General features: G+C 61.1%; 16 protein-coding genes and 1 pseudogene. 12 read left to right on the forward strand and 5 right to left on the reverse strand.

The features are described 5' to 3' along the window. Positions 1 to 12 precede the first annotated feature (12 nt). The 3 genes and pseudogenes from QA637_RS23565 to QA637_RS23575 form a co-directional block, all read left to right on the forward strand. A complete protein-coding gene (locus QA637_RS23565; protein ID WP_167528177.1) occupies positions 13 to 1713 on the forward strand; it encodes a type I secretion system permease/ATPase in 1701 nt (566 codons plus the stop codon). Further along, positions 1710 to 3020 (forward strand): HlyD family type I secretion periplasmic adaptor subunit, encoded by a 1311-nt coding sequence (locus QA637_RS23570; protein WP_153437724.1) that lies wholly within the window; start codon positions 1710 to 1712, stop codon positions 3018 to 3020. The genes QA637_RS23565 and QA637_RS23570 overlap by 4 nt, the downstream gene beginning before the upstream one ends. A gap of 97 nt (positions 3021 to 3117) precedes the next feature. Next, positions 3118 to 3987, forward strand: a pseudogene (locus tag QA637_RS23575) (IS30 family transposase); the annotation flags it as partial. Positions 3988 to 4546: 559 nt separating this feature from the next. Here QA637_RS23575 and QA637_RS23580 read toward each other — a convergent pair. Next, positions 4547 to 5698, reverse strand: a complete 1152-nt coding sequence (locus tag QA637_RS23580) for a helix-turn-helix domain-containing protein (protein ID WP_283065059.1) — start codon at positions 5696 to 5698, stop codon at positions 4547 to 4549. Between the two features lie 359 nt (positions 5699 to 6057). Between QA637_RS23580 and QA637_RS23585 the strand changes: the two genes are divergently transcribed. From QA637_RS23585 to QA637_RS23610, 6 genes are read left to right on the forward strand one after another with little or no spacing between them, the layout of a single operon-like run. Then, entirely contained in the window at positions 6058 to 7104 is a 1047-nt protein-coding gene (locus QA637_RS23585) for a UDP-glucuronic acid decarboxylase family protein (protein ID WP_153437720.1), read from the forward strand. Beyond that, on the forward strand, positions 7104 to 8090 hold the full coding sequence (gene galE, locus QA637_RS23590) for a UDP-glucose 4-epimerase GalE (RefSeq protein WP_153437718.1): 987 nt from the start codon (positions 7104 to 7106) through the stop codon (positions 8088 to 8090). The genes QA637_RS23585 and galE overlap by 1 nt, the downstream gene beginning before the upstream one ends. Beyond that, positions 8087 to 9946: a glycosyltransferase family 2 protein gene (locus QA637_RS23595; protein WP_153437716.1), complete on the forward strand. Its 1860-nt coding sequence runs from the start codon at positions 8087 to 8089 to the stop codon at positions 9944 to 9946. Before galE ends, QA637_RS23595 begins: the two co-directional genes overlap by 4 nt. A gap of 9 nt (positions 9947 to 9955) precedes the next feature. Beyond that, entirely contained in the window at positions 9956 to 10570 is a 615-nt protein-coding gene (locus QA637_RS23600) for a DUF995 domain-containing protein (RefSeq protein WP_153437714.1), read from the forward strand. Continuing rightward, complete coding sequence (locus QA637_RS23605; protein WP_283065060.1) at positions 10567 to 11520, forward strand: glycoside hydrolase family 26 protein; 954 nt, start codon at positions 10567 to 10569, stop codon at positions 11518 to 11520. The genes QA637_RS23600 and QA637_RS23605 overlap by 4 nt, the downstream gene beginning before the upstream one ends. Before the next feature lie 25 nt (positions 11521 to 11545). After that, complete coding sequence (locus QA637_RS23610) at positions 11546 to 12061, forward strand: DUF995 domain-containing protein (protein ID WP_283065062.1); 516 nt, start codon at positions 11546 to 11548, stop codon at positions 12059 to 12061. 97 nt (positions 12062 to 12158) lie between these two features. Here QA637_RS23610 and QA637_RS23615 read toward each other — a convergent pair whose 3' ends face one another. Continuing rightward, positions 12159 to 12464 carry a hypothetical protein gene (locus tag QA637_RS23615; protein WP_234886809.1) on the reverse strand — a complete coding sequence of 102 codons (306 nt, stop codon included), beginning with the start codon at positions 12462 to 12464 and terminating at the stop codon, positions 12159 to 12161. A gap of 273 nt (positions 12465 to 12737) precedes the next feature. Between QA637_RS23615 and QA637_RS23620 the strand changes: the two genes are divergently transcribed. The 3 genes from QA637_RS23620 to QA637_RS23630 all read left to right on the forward strand — a co-directional run bounded on the left by QA637_RS23620 (position 12738) and on the right by QA637_RS23630 (position 16958). Continuing rightward, complete coding sequence (locus QA637_RS23620; protein ID WP_283065064.1) at positions 12738 to 14036, forward strand: amidohydrolase family protein; 1299 nt, start codon at positions 12738 to 12740, stop codon at positions 14034 to 14036. 168 nt (positions 14037 to 14204) lie between these two features. Next, positions 14205 to 14411: a hypothetical protein gene (locus QA637_RS23625; protein ID WP_283065065.1), complete on the forward strand. Its 207-nt coding sequence runs from the start codon at positions 14205 to 14207 to the stop codon at positions 14409 to 14411. Positions 14412 to 14672: 261 nt separating this feature from the next. Further along, entirely contained in the window at positions 14673 to 16958 is a 2286-nt protein-coding gene (locus tag QA637_RS23630; protein WP_283065066.1) for a mechanosensitive ion channel family protein, read from the forward strand. 73 nt (positions 16959 to 17031) lie between these two features. On the opposite strand, the gene QA637_RS23635 is transcribed toward QA637_RS23630, so the two are convergent. The 3 genes from QA637_RS23635 to QA637_RS23645 all read right to left on the reverse strand — a co-directional run bounded on the left by QA637_RS23635 (position 17032) and on the right by QA637_RS23645 (position 20836). Beyond that, positions 17032 to 17796 carry a sensor histidine kinase gene (locus QA637_RS23635; protein WP_283065067.1) on the reverse strand — a complete coding sequence of 255 codons (765 nt, stop codon included), beginning with the start codon at positions 17794 to 17796 and terminating at the stop codon, positions 17032 to 17034. Between the two features lie 339 nt (positions 17797 to 18135). Then, entirely contained in the window at positions 18136 to 20034 is a 1899-nt protein-coding gene (locus QA637_RS23640; RefSeq protein ID WP_283065068.1) for a PAS domain-containing sensor histidine kinase, read from the reverse strand. Positions 20035 to 20185: 151 nt separating this feature from the next. After that, a complete protein-coding gene (locus QA637_RS23645) occupies positions 20186 to 20836 on the reverse strand; it encodes a response regulator transcription factor (protein WP_153437701.1) in 651 nt (216 codons plus the stop codon). Positions 20837 to 21032 lie beyond the last annotated feature (196 nt).

Below are 21032 nucleotides of genomic sequence, written 5' to 3' on the forward strand. Positions count from 1 at the left end.
GTGACGGCACTGATGACGGACGGGCGGCGATCGCTGGTCGCCGCCGCTCTTCGCCAAACCCGCAAGGCATTTATCGGGGTGGCGGCGCTCAGCGCCGTCACCAATCTTTTGATGCTGACCGGACCGCTGTTCATGATGCAGGTCTATGACCGGGTGCTCGCCAGCCGCAGCGTGCCGACGCTGGTGGCACTGTCGATCCTGGCGATCGCCCTCTATCTGTTTCTCGGACTGCTGGAAGTCATCCGCTCGCGCATCCTCACCCAGATCGGCCATCGGCTGGAGGAGGAGCTGGGCGGCCCGACCTTCGACACCGTTTTGAAGCTGCCGCTCCGGATGTCGAAGAAGGAGGCGATCGCGCAGCCGCTCCGCGATCTCGACCAGGTGCGCCAGTTCATGAGCGGGCAAGGCCCGGTCGCCATCTGCGACATGCCGTGGCTGCCGGTCTACCTCGCCATCCTGTTCCTTTTCCATTCTTTTCTCGGCTGGATCACTGTCGCTGGCGCCGTCATCCTGCTTGCCTTGACGCTCGTCAGCGAGGTGACGCTGCGGCAGCCGATGCAGCGTCTCGCCCAGCTCGGAGGAAACCGCAGCGAGTTCATCGAGGCCGGCCGAAGGAATGCCGAGGCGCTGCATGCGATGGGGATGAGCGGCGCCTATGCCGCGCGCTGGCATGAGATGAACGCCGGCTATGTCGACGTACAGAGACGCACCAGCGACGCCAGCAGCGGCTTCGCGGCCGCGTCGAAGATCTTCCGCTTGGCGTTGCAGTCGGCGGTGCTCGCGCTCGGGGCGTGGCTGGCGATCTACCAACTGGCGTCGCCGGGGGCGATGATCGCCTCGTCGATCCTGACCTCGCGGGCGCTCGCGCCGATCGAGCAGGCGGTCGCGCAATGGCGCGGGTTCGTCAACGCGCGGCAGGCGCGCCGCCGCCTCGAGAGCGTGCTCGACAAGTTCTCCGAGGACCGCCAGCCGATGCCTCTGCCGGCGCCGCGGCAAACCTTGGACGCGGCCGGGCTCGTCGTCGCCGCGCCCGGCAGCAATGCAGCCATTGTTCGCGATGTCTCCTTCAAGCTCGCCGCGGGCCAGGGCGTCGGCATTATCGGCCCGAGCGGCTCCGGAAAGTCGACCCTGGCCCGTGCCTTGGTCGGTGTCTGGCCGCCCGCCCGCGGCACGATCCGCCTCGACGGGGCCGAGCTCGGCCAATGGGAGCCAGAATCGCTTGGGCCTTCGATCGGCTACCTACCGCAAGGCGTCGACCTGTTCGACGGCACGATCGCCGAAAACATCAGCCGCTTCGCCAAGGATGTGGACCCCGCCGCGATCATCGAAGCGGCCGAGCAAGCCGGCGTGCATCAGCTGATCCTGTCGATGCCGGAAGGCTACGACACCCGGATCGGTGCTGCCGGCGCCATCCTGTCGGCCGGCCAGCGCCAGCGCATCGGCCTCGCCCGGGCGCTCTACGGCAAGCCGTTCCTGCTGGTGCTCGATGAACCGAATGCCAGCCTCGACGCGGAAGGCGAGGCGGCGCTGACCAATGCCATCCTCGCGGCCCGCAAGACCGGCGCGATCGTCGTCGTCATCGCTCACCGGCCGAATGCCCTGGCCGCCGTCGATCAGGTCCTCGTCATGGCCGAGGGACGAGCCGTCGCCTTCGGCCCGCGCGACGAGGTGCTGCGCAAGACCACCGTCCGCGCCGTGTCGGAGACCGCATGAGCACCAAAGCAGAAAGCCGCGCCGCAAAGGCCATCTCCCGCTACATGCTGATCGCCGGCGTCTCGGTCGCGGCGCTGGTCTTCGGCGTCGGCGGCTGGGCGGCGACCAGCAATCTCTCAGGCGCCGTCCTTGGAGCCGGGACCGTTGTCGTCGAGGGCAACGTCAAGCGCATCCAGCACCGTGACGGCGGCATTGTCGGCGAGATTCGGGTACGCGACGGCCAACAGGTGAAGGCCGGCGAATTGCTGATCCGGCTCGACGATACCGTCACCCGCGCCAACCTGGCGGTCATCACCAAGCAGATCGACCAGTTGCAGGCGCGCGCCATGCGGCTGACCGCCGAGCGCGACGAGGCGGCGGAACCGGCGCCGTCGAAGGAACTGCAGGCAAGACTCGGCGATCCCGAGGTCGCCGCCTATGTCGCCGCGGAAAGGGCGCTGTTCCACGCCCGCAAGCGCACGATCGACGGCCAGAAGGCGCAACTCAGCCAGCGGGTGCATCAACTGGCGCAGGAAGCCGACGGACTGACGGCCCGCCGCGACGCCAAGGACGACGAATTGAAGCTGATCGACGAGGAGCTGGAGGGCATCGCCAGCCTGCACGCGAAGGGGCTGATGCCGTTCTCGCGGCTAGCCGAGCTCAAGCGGATGAAGGCGCAATTGTCAGGTGAGCGAGGGCAACTGACGGCCGAGATCGCCCGCACCGCGACACAGACGACCGAAACCGAGCTTCAGATCCTGCAACTCGACCAGAACCGCCGCTCCGAGGTGCTGACGGAACTGCGTGACGTCGACAACAAGCTGGCGGAACTCACCGAGCAGCGGGTCGCCGCCGAGGATCAATTGAAGCGCATCGATATCCTGTCGCCGCAAAACGGCATCGTGCACGAGCTGGCCGTGCACACGGTCGGCGGCGTCATTGCCGCCGGCGAAACCGTCATGCAGATCGTGCCCGTCAACGACAGCCTCGTCGTCGACGCCAAGATCCAGCCGGCCGACATCGACCAACTGCATCTCGGGCAGAAGGCGACCTTGCGCTTATCCGCCTTCAATCAGCGCACGACGCCGGAAATCGTCGGCGAAATCCAGACGATCGCCGCGAATCTCAGCACAAACCCGCAGACCGGCGAGGCGTGGTACACCGCGCGCATCCGGATTTCCGCGGCGGAGCTCCGGAAGCTCGGCAGCCTCGCCCTGCACGCTGGCATGCCGGTCGAGGCGTTCATCCAGACCGGCGAGCGCACGGCGCTTTCCTACCTCGTCAAACCGCTCGCTGATCAGATCGCCCGCGCGATGCGAGAGGAATAGCTCGAGACTCGGTCTTTCGTCTTGTGACTACCCTTTGAGGACGAGAGGGCTTCAACTATACGAGACGATATCGCCTGGTTCTCGTTACGTTCGCAAATGTCGGACAGATTCACCCCTTTCGTGTCGTGACGCCTACTATTGCGTCACCGCCAACGCGATGGCCCGTGAGCGCAGAGCCAAGCTGCGCAAACTCGCGCGGTTCTCCCATGTGCGCCAATCGGTGATCGAGCGGATTATGCATGGCTGGTCGCCACAGCAGATCGCCGGCCGCATGCGGCTGGAGCGCCATCCGATCTGCGTCAGTTACGAGACGATCTACAAGTTCGCCTATTCCGCAGACGGTCAGGCGATCAAGCTGTGGCGGCATCTGCCGGAGCGTCGTGCGAGACGCAGACCGCGGTATGCCCGCCGGCGTCACGGTCGCCGCTTCAGCCCGGAGCTCAACATCCTTCACCGCCCTGATACTGTCGCCGAACGCAAGCAGTTCGGCCATTGGGAGTGCGATCTCATTCAGTTTCGCAAGAAGTTCGGCAAGGCCAACGTGACCACACGGGTGGAGCGGGTCAGCCGCTTTGCGGTCTTCCTGCGCAACAACGACCGGCAATCGAAGCCGATCATGGACGGGCTGATTGAGGTGCTCCAACCCCTGCCCCACGCGGCTCGACGCTCCATCACCTTCGACCGCGGCACCGAGTTCAGCGAATGGCCCTATCTGCAAGCTGGCATCGGAACGCAGACATGGTTCTGCGACCCGCAGTCGCCCTGGCAGAAAGGCACGGTCGAGAACACAAATGGCCGCGTTCGCAAATGGCTTTCGAGAGAGGTGGATCCCCTGTCTATCACCGACGGCGAGCTGAAGGACATCTGCGATCGGCTCAACTCGACACCGCGGAAGTGCCTCGGCTACCGAACGCCGGCGGAAGTCTTCCGCAAGAAACTACTCGCGCAAATGCGGCGTGTCGGTTAGCGTCACACGCGCAAGTCGCAGTTCGGCATGAACTCACACGGCAATTTAGAGATGCGACATATGAGCCAGTTAGAGATGCGACAGTCGTCGCCTCTCGGGATGCTGGTCAAACGTCAAGGTTTGGAAGGAAGACTGGCGACGTGAAGCGTGGTTGAGGCCATGAGTGTTCGGAGTCGTCATATCTTGTTTGATCACCATGTCGCAGAAGGAATTGCATCGTCTTGAACTGATCCAGCGGATTCGTGGGCGTAGCCTGACCGTGGTCGAGGCGGCCGCCTTACGTCCGCCACCGGTTGAACATTCACGCGAGACCGCTCCGGGTCGCACGACTATCGAATCCACGAGACGGCAGTTTCTCAATTCATCCCGGAGTCAATCTGCCGGCAAAACTCGCGCCGAAGCGCGCCAGCGGCCGAACATTCATTACGCAGATCGAAGTTTCCCTGGCGATCGAAGTCTTTGCCAACCTCAAGCTGCATCGCGGCGCTGATTTGCGGCTGACCTCACGGGCTCAGGCCCCTGCCCTGCAACTCGCCGCAGCAGGTGCGATAATCGCCGTTCAGCCTTGAATGGATTTGAGCCAGTCGCCGATCGTCGCCCCACCTTGGCGCTCGGAAAGAGCAAGTGGTGCGACGTGCTGTTCGGTGGCCGCCATCTTGCGGATGTCGCGCGGGTTTGCGCCGAATTCGTGATTGAAGGCCCGCGTGAAATTTGCGGCCACGTCAAAACCGGCGGCTTCGGCGATTTCGGAGATCGGCCGCTTGTTGGTCGGGTCGCTGAGGGCCGCATGGGCCTGCAGAAGCCGGCGGCGGCGAATGTAGTTGAGGACGCCGCCACTCGGCTCGAAAAGCTGGTAGAGGCGTGTGCGGGAAATGCCCAGTGCGCGGCAGATGGCATCCGGTGTCAAATCCCCCGAATGGAGGTTTTGGTGAATGTACCGGTGCGCCCGTTCCATCATTCCGATATTTACCGGAGAGCCTGTTGCATCCGGCCGCGTCACCGATGCAGCGCAAGCGACGATCATGTCGCGCATCGTGCGCACGATACGTGGCACTTCAGGTGCGGTGATGGTGCTGAGGTTTGATTCGATGCCATTGATGTAGTTGACGAGCAGACCCGCCAAACCGCCTGACAAGACGGAATTATTGGCACCTTCAAGTTTGCTTGCATCATCCGCCAGCAATTCAAAGGGCATGAAGAGAAGGACGGCCACGGACTCCGTCATCCGCCCGCGATATGGGTAGCCAAGGGACCGGAAAAGGAGCTCTCCCGGCCCTGTCTCCGCGACGTGGCGATCGACCTCGGTCCATGCCCGACCGCTGCGGAACAGTCCGACGCTCCAGTGGTCGATGGGGCTTGAGCGCAGCATCGCGCGAGAGCGCTCGTAGCTAAATCCCGGCGTACGCTGTTGGACGAAGAGCAAATCGCCGAGGTGCCATCCAACCTGCTCTGCAGGAAAGCCATCATCGGGAAACATCCCGTCTGGCTGACGAACATCGATCAGCGGAGCCATGTGCTGGCGCCAGGCGTCAAACTGCTCCGCAGGCGGCAATCCGAGCGTGGAGAAATGCGAAGGCACCAGCCCGGGCTGGGTGACGGCCTGGCGCTCCCTCCGATCCGTGGGTTCGCGGGGCCACCGGCGCCGCTCCAAATGGGCGGGCCAGGCGGGAACTTCGGGTGGATTATCCCCTGATCCGGACTCCTTACTCATCCAACTCCTCAAGCGAATATTGCTCTCATGCGTGAACCGCAGGCCATCGAATGCCCGGAGATGGGGCCACCCCCTCCCACCACCAGAGCTCGCCCTAAAGTGGAGCAGAGCTTCCAGGATGCACCCAACGGATGCCAGTTATACCTCGTTTTGAGTAGAAATGCACGGCAAGATAACTATCCGGATTGGGTGATAATGACATTCTCCACACGGCGATTGTATCAGTAGGCAACAGGCGCTTCCAAATAGTGTAAGGAACAATGCAGGGAATTCTTGAACGATATCGTTTGCATTACCTAATTATTCCTTCCGTCTGAAAGTATGTCGTAATTTTACGACAGGTCTTGTGGAGAATATCCATGAATTATTTTCGAAATGATTTCAGAAAAACGTTGCCAAGTTTAAACGAAGGGAATGATTTCCCGCGGCGCCCGAAAAATCTGAAACGGATACTCGTTACTGGCGGCGCGGGCTTCCTGGGTTCACATCTCTGCGAGCTGCTTCTCGGCGCCGGTCACGAGGTCATCTGCGTCGACAACTTCTCTACCGGCTTGAGGCGCAATATCGCGCAGTTGAAGCGCTTCGACACCTTCCGCGTCATCGCCCATGACATCGTGGAACCGATCGATCTCGAGGTCGACGAAATCTACAATCTTGCCTGCCCTGCATCGCCGCCGCACTATCAGGCCGATCCGATCCAGACCATGAGAACATGTGTGGTCGGCTCGCTTAATCTTCTCGATCTGGCCGCGCGCAGGGGCGCACGCATCTTCCAGGCATCGACGTCGGAAATCTACGGCGATCCGCAAGTCCACCCGCAGGTGGAAAGCTATTGGGGCAACGTCAATCCTTTCGGCCCGCGCTCCTGCTATGACGAAGGCAAGCGTTGCGCCGAAACCCTGTTCCACGACTTCCACAAAGTTCACGGGGTCGAGATCAAGATCGTCCGCATCTTCAACACCTATGGCCCCCGCATGCGCCCGGACGATGGCCGCGTCGTCTCGAACTTCATCGTTCAAGCCCTCAAAGGCGAGGACATTACCATCCATGGCGACGGATCGCAGACCCGCTCCTTCTGTTTCGTGGACGATCTGATCGACGGCTTCGTGCGCCTGATGGCGTCGCCGTCGGCGCTGACTGGGCCGGTCAATCTCGGCAATCCGGGAGAGTTCACGATCAGTGAACTCGCTGAACAGGTGATCCACCAGACCGGCTCACGCTCTAAAATCGTTCGCCGGCCCCTGCCGGTCGATGACCCGCGTCAACGCCGTCCGGACATTTCGCTCGCAACGGAGGCGCTCGGTTGGCGCCCGACGGTCAATCTGTCGGAAGGTCTCGCGCGCACAATCGGGTACTTCGATGGCCTCCTCTCCGGCTCCGATCGAAAGGTCATGGAGCTGGTTTGATGGGCGCGCCACGCATTCTTGTCACGGGTGGCGCCGGCTACATCGGCAGCCACACCGCAAAGCTTCTCCGTCTGGAAGGCATCGAGCCCGTCGTCTATGACAACCTGTCGACCGGGAACCGCTCCGCGGTGCGCTGGGGACCGTTCGTACATGGCGACATCCTGGACACGGCCCGCTTGGTCGAAGTGATTGAACAGTATCAACCGGCCGCCGTCATCCATTTTGCAGCATCCGCCTATGTCGGCGAGTCCGTCGCCGACCCCGCGAAATACTACAACAACAACGTCCGCGGAACGCTGTCACTCCTCGATGCGTGCCGGCAGGCGAGCCTCGACAAGATCATCTTCTCGTCGAGTTGCGCCACCTATGGTGTACCTGCGGTATTGCCGATCGACGAGGCCACGTGGCAGGCGCCGATCAATCCCTACGGCAAGACGAAGCTGATGGCCGAGCACATGCTCGCCGACTACGCCACCGCTTTCGGACTGAACTTTGTTGCACTGCGCTATTTCAACGCCTGCGGAGCCGATCCGGAGGGTGATCTCGGAGAGTGGCACGACCCGGAAACGCACCTCATTCCGCGGGCACTCATGGCCGCCGCAGGCAAAATTCCGCATCTGGAGATCTTCGGCGACGACTACGACACGCCGGACGGAACCTGTGTGCGCGACTATATCCATGTGGCCGATCTGGCGCGGGCTCATGTGCTGGCCTATCGGCATCTCGCCAAGGGTGGAGCGAACATTGCGCTCAATCTCGGCACCGGCCGTGGTTTTTCCGTAAAGGAAGTACTTCGAGCAATCGGCGAGGTTACCGGGCACGATGTCCCGGTCGTGTATCGCCGCCGACGCTGCGGAGATCCGCCGGCGCTTTATGCGGATGCGACGCTCGCGCATCAGACGCTCGGCTTCCTGCCCCGCTATTCCGACCTTGAGACGATCGTGCGAACGGCTGCCCCATTCTTCGGACTGGAGGCGCGACCATGACCCGCCTTTCTGCCAATGACGGAACAAAGGCAACGGAGAGCGGCGAGCCGTCGCTCGTCCCCGTGCTCACAGGTTATCGCCGCGCGGAATACCTCCTCGGCGCCGGCGTCTGGGCAGCAGCCCTCTTTTATTTTTGGGTCTGGTGGCTCGAGCCGCGCCACCACGTGGACACTTTGGGCAGCATCATGGTGACCGCGGTCCTCGCGTGGGTTACCCTGCTGCCCGCCTATTTCATAGCGGTCTTCTACCGCGCAGCAAAACCAAATGGACCCCTGCGGCTGCCGGCCGGAAGTCGCGTCGCCATGGTCGTGACCAAGGCGCCATCAGAACCCTTCTCGATCGTGTCGGAAACACTGAAGGCGATGCTCGCACAGGATGTTCCGCACGACACCTGGCTCGCGGACGAGGATCCCTCCGAGGAGACGCTCGCGTGGTGCCGCCGGTATGGCGTCTTCGTCTCGACCCGTAAAGGGCGCGCTGATTATCATCGGACCTCGTGGCCGCGACGCACACGTTGCAAGGAGGGCAACCTCGCCTTCTTCTACGATCATTACGGTTATGAGCGCTATGATCTCGTAGCCCAGCTCGACGCGGACCATGTTCCCGAGCCCGGCTATCTTTTCGAGATGCTGCGCCCCTTTGCCGACCCCAGGGTTGGCTATGTCTCCGCACCGAGCATCTGTGACCGCAACGGGTCCGAAAGTTGGGCGGCGCGCGGGAGACTCCATGCCGAGGCGAGCATGCACGGCTCGCTTCAGGCTGGCTACAATGGGGGGCTGGCGCCGCTGTGCATAGGATCACATTATGCGGTCCGCACAGCGGCGCTGGAGGAAATCGGCGGGCTCGGTCCGGAACTGGCGGAAGACCATTCCACAACGTTGATGATGAATGCTGCCGGCTGGCGCGGTGTCCATGCGCTCGATGCGATTGCGCATGGTGATGGACCGCGCACCTTCGGGGACCTCGTGACCCAGGAGTTCCAGTGGTCGCGTAGCCTGGTCATGCTGCTGCTGCAGTATTCGCCACGTTTGGTTGGTCGACTCCCGCTGCGGCTGAAGTTTCAGTTCCTCTTCTCGCAGCTCTGGTACCCGCTTTTTGCGCTTTTCATGGCGATTATGTTCGCAATGCCGATCATTGCCCTTGCGCGCAGCGAGACCTTTGTCGCTGTGACCTATCCCGATTTTCTCGCGCATTTCACGCCGCTTTCGATCATCCTCGTCCTTCTGGCCTATCGCTGGCGGGCGAGTGGCACGTTCCGGCCATATGACGCGAAGATCCTCAGCTGGGAATGCATGCTCTTCCTCTTCGCGCGTTGGCCTTGGGCGCTTGCTGGCACGCTGGCGGCGATGCGCGACTGGGTTACGGGCTCCTTCGTGGATTTCCGCGTCACTCCGAAAGGTGCATCCGAGGTCGATCCGCTGCCGCTCCGCGTGCTGACGCCTTATGCGCTCCTCGCAGTTACTTCGGTGCTGCCGGTTTTCCTCGTCAGCGATGCGGCCGCGGCCAAGGGCCTCTATATTTTCGCGATCCTGAATGCAGCGATCTACTGCCTGCTTCTGCTGGTCATCGTCGCGCGGCATTCAAAGGAGAACGCGGTCGTCGCCACCTCTCGTTTTCGCCGTCCGGCAATGGCCGCCAGCCTTCTGGCTCTTGTCGCGTTGCCCGGTATCGCGACCGCCGAGCACGGGAAAGATGGGCTTGAGGCGCTCGCATGGGGTGCCGGGCACCTCCGCCTCTTCGAAGAGCGCTACGCGGTGGCCGGCGCCGGCCAGGACGGCACCGCCTTGCGAAAGATCGTCTTTCGACCGCGCTGGATTTCCGTAACGGCAGAACAGGGACCGGGTGGAGCACGCTGAGGACAAGCCATGACACAAAAAGTCGCACTCGATCGGAAACAGGGCTGGATTGCCCGCCAGGCGATGCTCGTCAGGCGCCTCGCCCTTGGCATCATGACTGTAGCCATTCTTCTCTGCCAATCGCCGGCATCGGCAGAAGACGTCGTTCCGGAAAATGCGCGCCTCATGACCGCGGCGGAAGTCTACATGATCTTCCGCGGCAAAACGTGGAAATGGGAGAAAGGCGCCGGACGAATGCAGGACCAAGGCCGCGTTTTTAAGGCCTGGGCGCAATCGGAGACCGGAATGACATGGGCGGAAGGCCGGTGGACCCTGAACGATCACGGTCAACTCTGTCTGAAGGCGGTCTGGCACAGCCAGGAAGCGGCCGCGAGGGACACGACCTGCTTCAGCCACCGGATACTCGACAACACCATCTACCAGAAGCGCGAGCCTGCTGGAGACTGGTACGTCTTCAAACATGCCAAGCCGTTGGCCGACGACGAGTTCAAGAGACTGGTCGACCAGGATTTGGTCGGTGCGAAGCTTCCCCTTGTTCAACGACTCGTCACGACACAGCCGAAATCAGAGACAGATGCCGTTCCCCCGCAAACCGAGGCGAACGAGCTTGGAGGCATGCAATGAACAGGAAATCGAACGCGATCATACTCTCATTCGTCGGCCTGTTGCTGTCAGGCACCGTCCTGGCGGCCACTATGCCGCGCGGGATTCCCGATGCGGATTCCGCTACCACGGCGACACTCTCACAGAAGCGGCCGGTGCTTACGGAGCACTCGATAGACTTCGGCGCCTACGACCCCCACGGCGACTTCAGCGAGCCGTCGCAGTCCAAGATCGAGCATCTTTTCTTGCCCTGGGAAGACGTCGATCTGGCAACGCTGAACCTTGCCGACGATTACGCCCGAGCACGTGGACGCTCTCTCATGATCACGATCGAGCCCTGGTCCTGGTCGCCCGAGTGGCGGGTCTCGGACCACGAGCTTCTGCGCACCATTCTGAGCGGCGAGCGCGATGAAAACATGGCCGCGGTCTGCTCGACGGCCGCCACGCTGAAAAGCCCGGTCATCATAAGGTGGGGGCAGGAAATGGACGAAACGGATAACCAGTTCTCCTGGTCGCACTGGCGGGGTGAGGAATTCAAGGCGGCCTACCGGCGCATGGTGAACGTGTGCCGCGAACACCTGAAGAACGCGAAATTCATGTGGTCGCCCAAGGGGAACCGGGGGCTGGAGGCGTTTTATCCCGGCGACGACGTCGTGGACATCGTCGGGTTGTCGGTATTCGGCTATCAGGACTACGACAAAGGCACGACTGGCCGCGATCAGTCATTTTCGGAACGGCTGACGCCCGGATATGAACGGGTGAAAGGCTACGGCAAGCCGATCATGGTTGCGGAGCTCGGCTACGAAGGTGACGCCTCCTATGTGGCGAGTTGGGCGGCAAGCGTTGCCGCGCCTCATGCCGAATTCCCCGCGCTGACCGCGGTCGTCTACTTCAACGACCGCGAAATCTACGAATGGCCCGGAGGCTATGGGCGGCCCGACTGGCGGGTTGTCCGCGAAACCACCAACTAGCATTCAGTCCGACAGGAGACTTGAGATGAGGCCAGCACTACGCACAATGTCCTTGGCTGTCGCCATCGCCGCGGCCATAGGCGCGACGGCATCGCTTGCCGAGGCCGCTGCCGGACACATAGACGCTCAAAAGGCAACGCCGCTGGCGCATGAAGAGCTCTACAAGCTCTACGGCCAGAAATCGTGGATCTGGAAAGCGGGCGCCGGATATTTCTCGGTGCGCCAACGCCGGTTTACCGCCTGGTCGAAGGAGAACGGCAGTCCCTCCTATGGCGTCGGCCGCTGGTTCATCACCGGCCCAGGAAAACTCTGCTTCAAGGCCGACTGGCACGCCAAGGATGGCTCGGCTCCCGCTACAACCTGTTTCAGCCATCGCAAGCAAGGGAGTCTCATCCTTCAGAAACGCGAGCCGAATGGCGAATGGTACGTCTTCAGGAACGCGCCGGCAAAACCTGATGACGAGTTCGCCAAACTTCGCCGCGGCAACTATGTGAGCGCGCGGCTGAACAAGATCGAAGCCAGGCTCGGAAAGGTCGAATGATCTTGACCAAGTAACGGAGTTGCGCAGCCGATTGGCGTCAGCGTATCAATCCGGCTCCGCAGATGAGCCCGTCGTCGGTCGGCGCGCAACTCCGCTCCTATCGAAGGAAGCATCGCGATGTGCTGCCAAAACCGCTCGGCGTGCAAATATATGGCGCGCGTCCGAGAAAGGCGGCTCGTTCGAGTTTGGCCGCCTGTTGAACGACGATCTGCTTTGACGCGACGGGCTTGTTGCTCAACGCCGGATAGCCGACCTGTCTCGTCAGCGACGAGGTTCGGATACTCTGATCCGGCGTGGCCGAACATCCCGACACGGCTGTTGCAAGGAGTAGAGCAAACACGCTCCGCACTATTTTGCTGCGGCCGTCGATTAGCCCGACCGAATTTCTTGTTTGCGCTTTCATGTCTAGAACTCCTGGTTCTCGAACCTCATGCGCATCACGGTAGATGAGACGATTTAAGTCGCCGTACAGAAAATGCTTATAACTTGACCTATCCCGTCTGGGGGCACCTGCATGTGAGAGATCGGCCGATCGCGACCCCCACTACCGCAACATTCCGGCACATGTGATCAGGCGACAATGCTAAATGGCGCTGGCGGCACATCGAAGATAATATTTGCTGTCCATGACTCGTCGCGGACCGGCGCGCTGAGTGAACACCTGGAGAAGCCACCGATGTTCGACCTGATCATCCGCAACGCCAACCTGCCGGACGGCCGCAAGGGTCTCGATATCGGCCTTGCCGGCGGCAAGATCAGCGCGATCGAGAAATCCCTTGCTGCAACTGACGGCGAGGAGATTGACGCGACCGGTCGACTGGTCAGCCCGCCGTTCTGCGACCCGCATTTTCATATGGACGCGACGCTATCGCTCGGCATGCCGCGAATGAATGTCTCCGGCACGTTGCTGGAGGGCATCGCGCTTTGGGGGGAATTGCGCCCACAGCTGACGAAGGAAGCATTGGTCGAGCGGGCCTTGCGCTATTGCGACCTCGCCGTCAGCCAGGGCCTTCTCTTTATCCGCAGCCATGTGGACACGTCAGATCCGCGCCTTGTGACGGCCGAAGCACTCTTGGAAGTCAAGGAAAGGGTCGCGCCCTATATTGATCTGCAGCTCGTCGCCTTCCCGCAGGACGGCTATTACCGCGCCGCCGACGGCGTCCGCTCGCTCGAGCGTGCACTCGACATGGGCGTCGGTATCGTTGGCGGCATTCCGCACTTCGAACGCACGATGGAAGACGGCGCCCGCTCGGTCGAGGCGCTGTGCCGGATCGCCGCCGATCGCGGTCTGCCGGTCGACATGCATTGCGACGAAACCGACGATCCGATGTCGCGCCACATCGAGACGTTGGCGGCCCAGACGATGCGTTTCGGCCTCAAGGGACGCGTTGCGGGTTCGCACCTGACCTCGATGCACTCGATGGACAATTATTACGTTTCGAAACTCATCCCGTTGATCGCCGAGGCGGAGATCAACGTGATCCCCAATCCGCTGATCAACATCATGCTGCAGGGCCGTCACGACACCTATCCGAAACGGCGGGGTATGACACGGGTGCGAGAGTTGATGGCGGCGGGGATCAACGTTTCCTTCGGGCATGACTGCGTCATGGACCCTTGGTACTCGATGGGCTCAGGTGACATGCTGGAGGTCGCTCACATGGCAATCCACGTGGCGCAAATGGCCGGCATCGAGGACAAGCACAAGATCTTCGACGCGATTACCGTCAATTCGGCCAAGACGATGGGGCTCGAGGGTTACGGGCTTGATATCGGCTGCAAGGCAGATCTCGTCGTGCTGCAGGCGGCCGATGTCACCGAAGCACTGAGACTGAAACCGAACCGGCTGTTCGTCATCAAGGCAGGCAAGGTGATCGCAAGGACAGCGCCGCGCATCGGTGAGCTGTTCCTCGGAGGGCGTCCGGCGTGGATCGATATCGCGCAAGATTACCTGCCGCAAACGCCGCAGCGCTGAGCCGCTCTTCGTGCGGTCCACGCGGTATCAGACCGGCCACCTATATAGTGCGTACCTATGCGAAAGTATAGACAACACTTTCGTACAATAGATTTTCCTCTGAGCTTGATTGATCCTTTCCATAGCATCCAACCATGCAGATGCGCTCAGTGGAAAGGAAATCGTGTCATGAGACACTTGTTTCTCATCACGCAGGTTCCGTCGAAGTTTCGCGAACTCGCCGCGTTTCTGTCCCTGGTCGCCGTGTTTCTCGTCGGTGCATGGGTTCTGCTCATAGCGCCGAATGCCAGGGCGCATGATGCGCTGCCAACTGCCGCGCAACCGCACGGGGGGGGCCTATCCCCTGTCCTGTTGCTCCGGCTACGATTGCCGTGAAGTGGCATATAGTGCCGTCGCAGAGCGGTCCGAGGGCTACGTTATCAAGGGTACGGGGAAGTGATCACCTCTATAGACAGCCGCATCCGGAACAGCCCCGATGGCCTCTTTCACTGGTGTTCGGCGGCGGGGGCGAATGATGGGCGCACCATCTGCCTGTTTGTACCTCCGCATGGATCCTGACCCTCACAACAGGTCGCCGAGCCCAGCTGCCGCCCCTCTGATCACGTCCACAACTCTCCGCCTTCAGTCAACGGTTGTTTGGCTGAAGGCGAAGAGTTTTGGGCCTCGACCGAGGTGCCGGCTTTGGCGCAAACTGAAGGGATGACAACCCCAGTTCGGTTAACTCCCGTCGGCACCTGTAAATGCGGTGGGCGGACCAAGGAACGTTACATGAATTACCGCTGCTTGTTCCTCCTGATCTTCGCATTGCTGATGCCGTACCAATCGGCGCTGGCTCAGGCGGGCATCAATCCGGCCGAGCAACAGACTTCCGGTGCTGCGGCACCACCTCCGGAAGATTTGCGACGGCTTGTCGATCTCTTGCAACGGCCCGATATTCAAGGATGGCTTCAATCGCAAACGGGGAACCGCCCGGTCGAAGCGCAAAGTTCGGTCGAGGCCACCAACGCCAGCGAGATGATTGTTGGCCGGTTGAATGCCGCGCGCGCATTCATTCATGACATGGCGACCGCCATTCCGACGCTGCCTGCCGAGCTCGATAGAGCGCGTGTCGCATTGATGACCGAGATGAGGGAACAGGGACCATTCGACGCCATTCTGTCGATGGTCTTTTTTGTGACGCTGGGATTCGGTCTTGAGTGGTTCTATTGGTACGCCACTGCCGGCCTGCGCAAGCGGTTGATCGCCGCACATCTGGATACGGTCGACGACCGGTTGCGCGTCGCCGGATTGCGTATGCTCTACGCGCTCGGCATCCTTCTGGCCTTTGCCGTCGGAAGCATTGGCGCCTTCCTGCTGTTCGACTGGCCACCGCTACTGCAGCACACTGTCCTTGCTTATCTCCTCGTATTTCTGGCCGTGCGTTTGACGTTGGTTACGGGGCGGATCGTGCTTGCTCCCGGCGCTGAGCGGTTTCGGCTGATGCCGATGGCGACAGGCACCGCTCGCTTTTGGTTTTTCTGGTCGGCAGCGCTGGTTGGCAGCTTTGCATTCGGGCACTTCACCTATCAGTTGTTGCCGATGCTCGGAGTAGGACGCGAAGCCAACTACATTGTTGCGCTTGCATCCGGTTTGATCCTGTTCGGCTTGGCCCTCGTCGCACTGTGGCGCAGTCCAACATTCGACGGTCTCGATTTGGTTAATCGCCGCCACCGCGTCGGCACGGTGCTTGTTACGCTCTATATAATCACCAACTGGCTGGTCGCGCTCTCCGGCATCGCCGCCACATTTTACGTCGGGGTTATACTTCTGGTTTTGCCGATCGCGATCTCGTGTGTGAAGCTTTCGGTCGACCACATTATGCGTCCGCCGGGTGCGGTAGCCGCTGATGGCGGCATTCCTTCGCTCACCGGGGCAGCATTGGAACGCGGTTTGCGCGCTCTGCTGCTGATCGGAGCCGCTTACCTAATAGCCTCGCTACTTGGAGTCGACTTCGGCGCGCTGGCGGCCAGGGACACGATTGTGACCCGCTTTGTTCGAGGGCTCCTGAATGCCTTTGTCGTCATTCTGCTCGCCGATTTTACATGGCAGATAACGAGTGCATGGATTGATCGCAAGCTGATGCAGGCCGCGGCGGGCTATGCGATCGACTCCGACGAGTTACGCCGAAGCGCGAGGCTTCGCACGCTGCTTCCGGTCTTTCGCAACATATTGTTTGTTGTGCTGCTCGCGATGGCCATACTGATGGCGCTTTCCAGTCTGGGCGTGGAGATCGGTCCGCTTATCGCCGGCGCAGGTGTTGTTGGCGTTGCGGTTGGCTTCGGCGCTCAGACGCTGGTGAAGGACATCATCTCCGGAGTGTTCTTCCTCCTCGACGACGCCTTCCGGGTGGGCGAATACATCGAGAGCGGCAGCATCAAAGGTACCGTCGAATCCTTTTCGTTGCGCTCGATAAAGATCAGGCATCATCGTGGTGCGCTCCACACGATCCCGTTCGGCTCGCTCGACAAGATCACCAACTATTCCCGTGACTGGGCGATCGACAAGATCATGGTGAGCGTCACCTATGACACCGACTTGGACATCGTAAAACGTGTGGTCAAGGAGGTCGGCCAGCAGTTGCTGACCGATGAAGAGATCGCGCCGCTCATCATGGAAACATTGAAGATGCAAGGCGTCGAGCAATTTGGCGATTTCGCCATTCAGATCCGCATGAAGATCATGACCAAGCCGGGCGAGCAGGCGGTCATCCGCCGCCGTGCCTATGCCTTGATCAAGAAGGCCTTCGACGCCCAAGGGATCAAATTTGCCGTTCCGACTGTCTCCGTCGCCGGCAGCGGGGATGCAAGCAACGCGGTCGCTCAGAAGGCGCTTGATCTCATCAAGCCACCGCCGCCGACCGGGCCAGCAGCGTCGGATGCCTAGACTCGGCGCTTGCGCGCGGTGTCAGGGCGACGTTTCCAGGAGGGTACGCAAGCCTGACAGGGAACGCCCCGCTTTAAAATTCTGGTCGGGCGAACTCGGGCGAATGGCTCGGCATTGGCAGCACGGCCGCCCTCGCCTCCCCTGCTTCATCTAGAAGCTCCGCGTATGGCGCGGGTTCACGTGGCAAATCCACATCGACGATGGCACCATTGCGGCCATTTGATGCGTTGATCGTGCCTCCATGAGCTTCGACGATGGAGCGCGAGATCGACAGCCCGATACCCATGCCGGTCCGCTTGGTTGAAAAGTAGGCGTCGAAGATCTTGTCAAGCAGCGGCTCGGGTATGCCGGCGCCGTCATCCTCAATCGAAATGCGGACGCCATGGAAGCTCTGTTTTGACTTCACCCGGATTTCCCGATGCCCGGACGGGGTCAGTTCGATCGCTTGCACGGCGTTGATAAGCAGGTTGATGATTACCTGCTGCAGTTGCAGGGCGTCGCCACGGACGAACGGCGTTGCGGGATCGAGGGAACAATGGATCCGGATAGACCGTGCCACGGTTTCGATGGCCATAAGTTCAATGGAATCCGATATCACGCCATTGATGTCCACATCGGTACAGATCGGGTCGCGCTTCACCGCCATCTGCTTGATCCTATGAACAAGCTCATTCGCACGCCGGGCGCTGTCCTTCATCCGAGCCATGTTGAAACGGAGCTTTTTCAGGTCCGGCGAGTCCTGCGACAGCAACCGCAGACTCGTATCTATATCCATGGCAATTGCCGACAGCGGCTGGCGGATCTCGTGGACGATCGAGCTCACCATCTCGCCAAGCACGCAAAGGCGTGCCGCATGCGCCTGGTCCTCTTCAAGCTGGCGTAGCCGCGCTTCCGTTTGCGCCCGGTCTGGAAGAGCGTCGATCCTCAAAGCCACAGTACCCATGATTGCCGCCCCTGCCTGACGAGAGTTCGGAAGGTGACCATTAAAGTATTTGGAGCCGTTGCGAATTTCGACAGCCTTGCGGGATTAATCGATCTATTCGCGGGTATAGGACGCCCCGACCGCGAGTTGGGGCTCGCATCGCACGCCTTGGCAGTGTTTGCTCAAGACGCCTCAGGTGCCCTTCAAGCGCGCCCGAATCCCGTGGTGATGTAGGGGAATGCTCACCTATGCCGCTCAGGCGGGCAGACGATCATGCCCCTGCGCCATTTGCGTTTTGCTGGCGACCAACGTGCCGACGTCGATCGGTTCGCGCTCACGCTCCGGCGATTGGACCGGCAGGCTGAAGGTGACCGTCGCTCCGCGTCCAGGGGCATTCTCGGCCCAGACGCGGCCGCCATGCGTTTCGACGACGGAGCGGCAAATCGCCAGTCCCATGCCGATGCCGTCTTTCTTTGTCGTGAAGAACGGTTCGAAGATCCGGTCGGAATCGGCGATTCCGTGGCCCCGATCGGAGACTGCCACTTCCAGTGTTTCGGAATTGCGCATGTGTGTCGCTATGCGAAGGATACGGGCATGCACGGGGGTTTCCTGCATGGCTTCAATCGCATTGCGGACGAGATTGATAACCACCTGCTCGATTTGAACGCGGTCCGCCCCAACACCTGGCAGAGCGGGATCGAGGTCGATTTCCAGCCTGATCTTGCCCGCCTGAAGTTTGTCGGAGATCAGCTCGCACACTTCCTTGATGACCGTATTCAATTGGATCGGCTGTCGTGAATGGCCGGTCTGCGTAAATAGCGCCCGAATCCGATTAACCACATCGGCCGCAGCATCGACGTCTCGAACAATCCACTCTGCGGTGCGGCTCGCTCGTTCAAAGTTCGGCGGGTTCGCACGTAGCCACCGCTGGAAGGCATTGGCGTTTGCGACGACCGCCTGCAGTGGCTGATTGAGTTCGTGCGCGATCGAGACCGACATCTCAGAAAGACTTGCCGCACGCAGGGCGCGAGCCAGCTTCTCGTCCGCGAGACGGGCGGCCTCCTGGGCCTGCATCTCATCGTGAATGTCGAGGCATACGCCATACCATTGAAGAATGCGGCCATCGGTGTCGCGCAGAGGCTCGGCCTTGCCATCGATCCAACGATAATCGCCGTCAGCCCGTCGCAGCCGGTACTTCAACATGAACGGCTTTCCGGCCCTGAATGACTGGCTGAGAGCCGCCTGAAAGGACGCCCGGTCATCCGGATGGACGGCTTCGATGATCGTCGCGGCCAATTGGCCGGCGGTCCGAGTTGTGTCCCCGCTCTGAGACATGCCCGTCCAGCGCAGCAATGGCTGGTTGAGGTAAGACGGCTTGCCGTCCGGAGTTGCGCACCAAATGAGTGCCGGCACTGTATCGATGAGCTGGCGCAGTTGCTGTTCGCTTTCACGCAAAGCGGCCTCCGCCTTGCGCTGGTCATCGATATCGACGGTCGTACCGTACCAAGCGGTGATGCGCCCGTGCTCATCTCGCGATGCGACCGCGGAGTCGCGAAACCATCGGTAGGTGCCATCGTGACGGCGGACCCGCTGTTCGTCGATCAGTGGCTCTCCGGTACTCAGGCTGTGCTTCCACAGCGCAAGGCTGCGCTCGCGATCATCGGGGTGTACAAACGGTTGCCACCAGGCGGTGTCACCGGCCTCCATCAGTCGTTTCATTTCCTCGACTGTCAGCCCGACAAACTCCAGCGCCTTCGGATTGACAAAACGCATCCGCCCGTCGGGGTAGCAGGACCAACCAAGACCGGGAATATCCTCCATGGTCGGCTGGGCATTCCTGTAGACCTGCTCGTAGAAGGTGACGACCCTGAATAGCTGGACCACAAGCCATAGGCCGAATGCGCTGGCCACGAACACGGCGACACGAAGCCATCCACCCATGCCAATGGTATCAGAAGCCGTTTCAATCGCGGCTGCCGCAAAGCCGGCGATTGCGATCGCCAGCAATCCCCCTTTCCAGCCGATGCAAATGCAGGCGGCGGCAACCGCGATCAACAGGCCGGTCGGATCTGAGGAAAACCAAGCCAGGAGGGCGCCGGCCGCACTTATGGCCGCTGCAAAAGCCCGCCGCTTCGTCGATGACATTGCTTCCATCGAACCCCTCCAAGCCTTCAGGCCTTGATCAATGCGTATAGGTCGATTCAACCTACCAGCGAGGCGTTGGGTCTGAATACCTATGCCTTGGGACAGTCAACAAAGCCTTGATCCGTCAGCGGCTTGGCGCCGCGCAGGCCCTTGGTGCCCGTCACTCGTCACCCCGCCGCACGCTTTCAGGCAGGGACTGCCAAGCCGTGAACAGCTGCGTAATGGAGTTTGCGTGCATCTTCTTCATCATGTTACTTCGATGAAGTTTGACGGTAATTTCGCTGATGCCGAGTTCGAAGGCGATCTGCTTGTTCAGGGCGCCGCCGACGACCGAACGCAACACCTGCCGTTCGCGCTGCGTTAGCGTCTCGTAGTCGGCAGCATGCTTGCGCGCCGTGAGTGTCGCCTCCCGTCGCGCGATGTCGGTCGCGATGGCGTTGGAGACTGCATCGAGGAAGGTCTGGTCACGCACCGGCTTCGTCAGGAAGTCGACAGCGCCTGCCTTCATCGCCTCCACGCTCATCGCGATGTCACCGTGTCCCGTCAAGAACACGATCGGCGTCTCTATGCCGTTGGTCTGGAGGTGGCGTTGCAGGTCGAGCCCGCTCAATCCCGGCATGCGCACGTCAAGCACGAAACAGCTTGGCCGATCCGGAAGTTTGGCCTCGAGAACTTCCCGGGCGGAAGAGAACGAAATCGTTTCGATCCCAACCGAGTTGAGAAGGTTGCTCATGGCCTCACGGACCTTGGCGTCATCATCAACCAGCATCGCGATCGGTTTGTCTTCCGATCCGGAAAATGATGTGTCCATGCCCCGCCCTTCAATTCAAGTTTCAACCAAGACCCCGCGCGCGACATGTGGTCTGTCGCAGCCGCACCATGGCCCTCGCTCGGAAGACAATGCGGACGGTGATTCTCGGAAAATCGCAGGGAATATACCGTAAAAGCGCAGGGGACTCGAATACGATTCTTGTCGCGCACCGCGCAAGACTGTCTCCTCCTCCGCC

The organism is Sinorhizobium terangae (assembly GCF_029714365.1).
Classification (GTDB): domain Bacteria; phylum Pseudomonadota; class Alphaproteobacteria; order Rhizobiales; family Rhizobiaceae; genus Sinorhizobium; species Sinorhizobium terangae.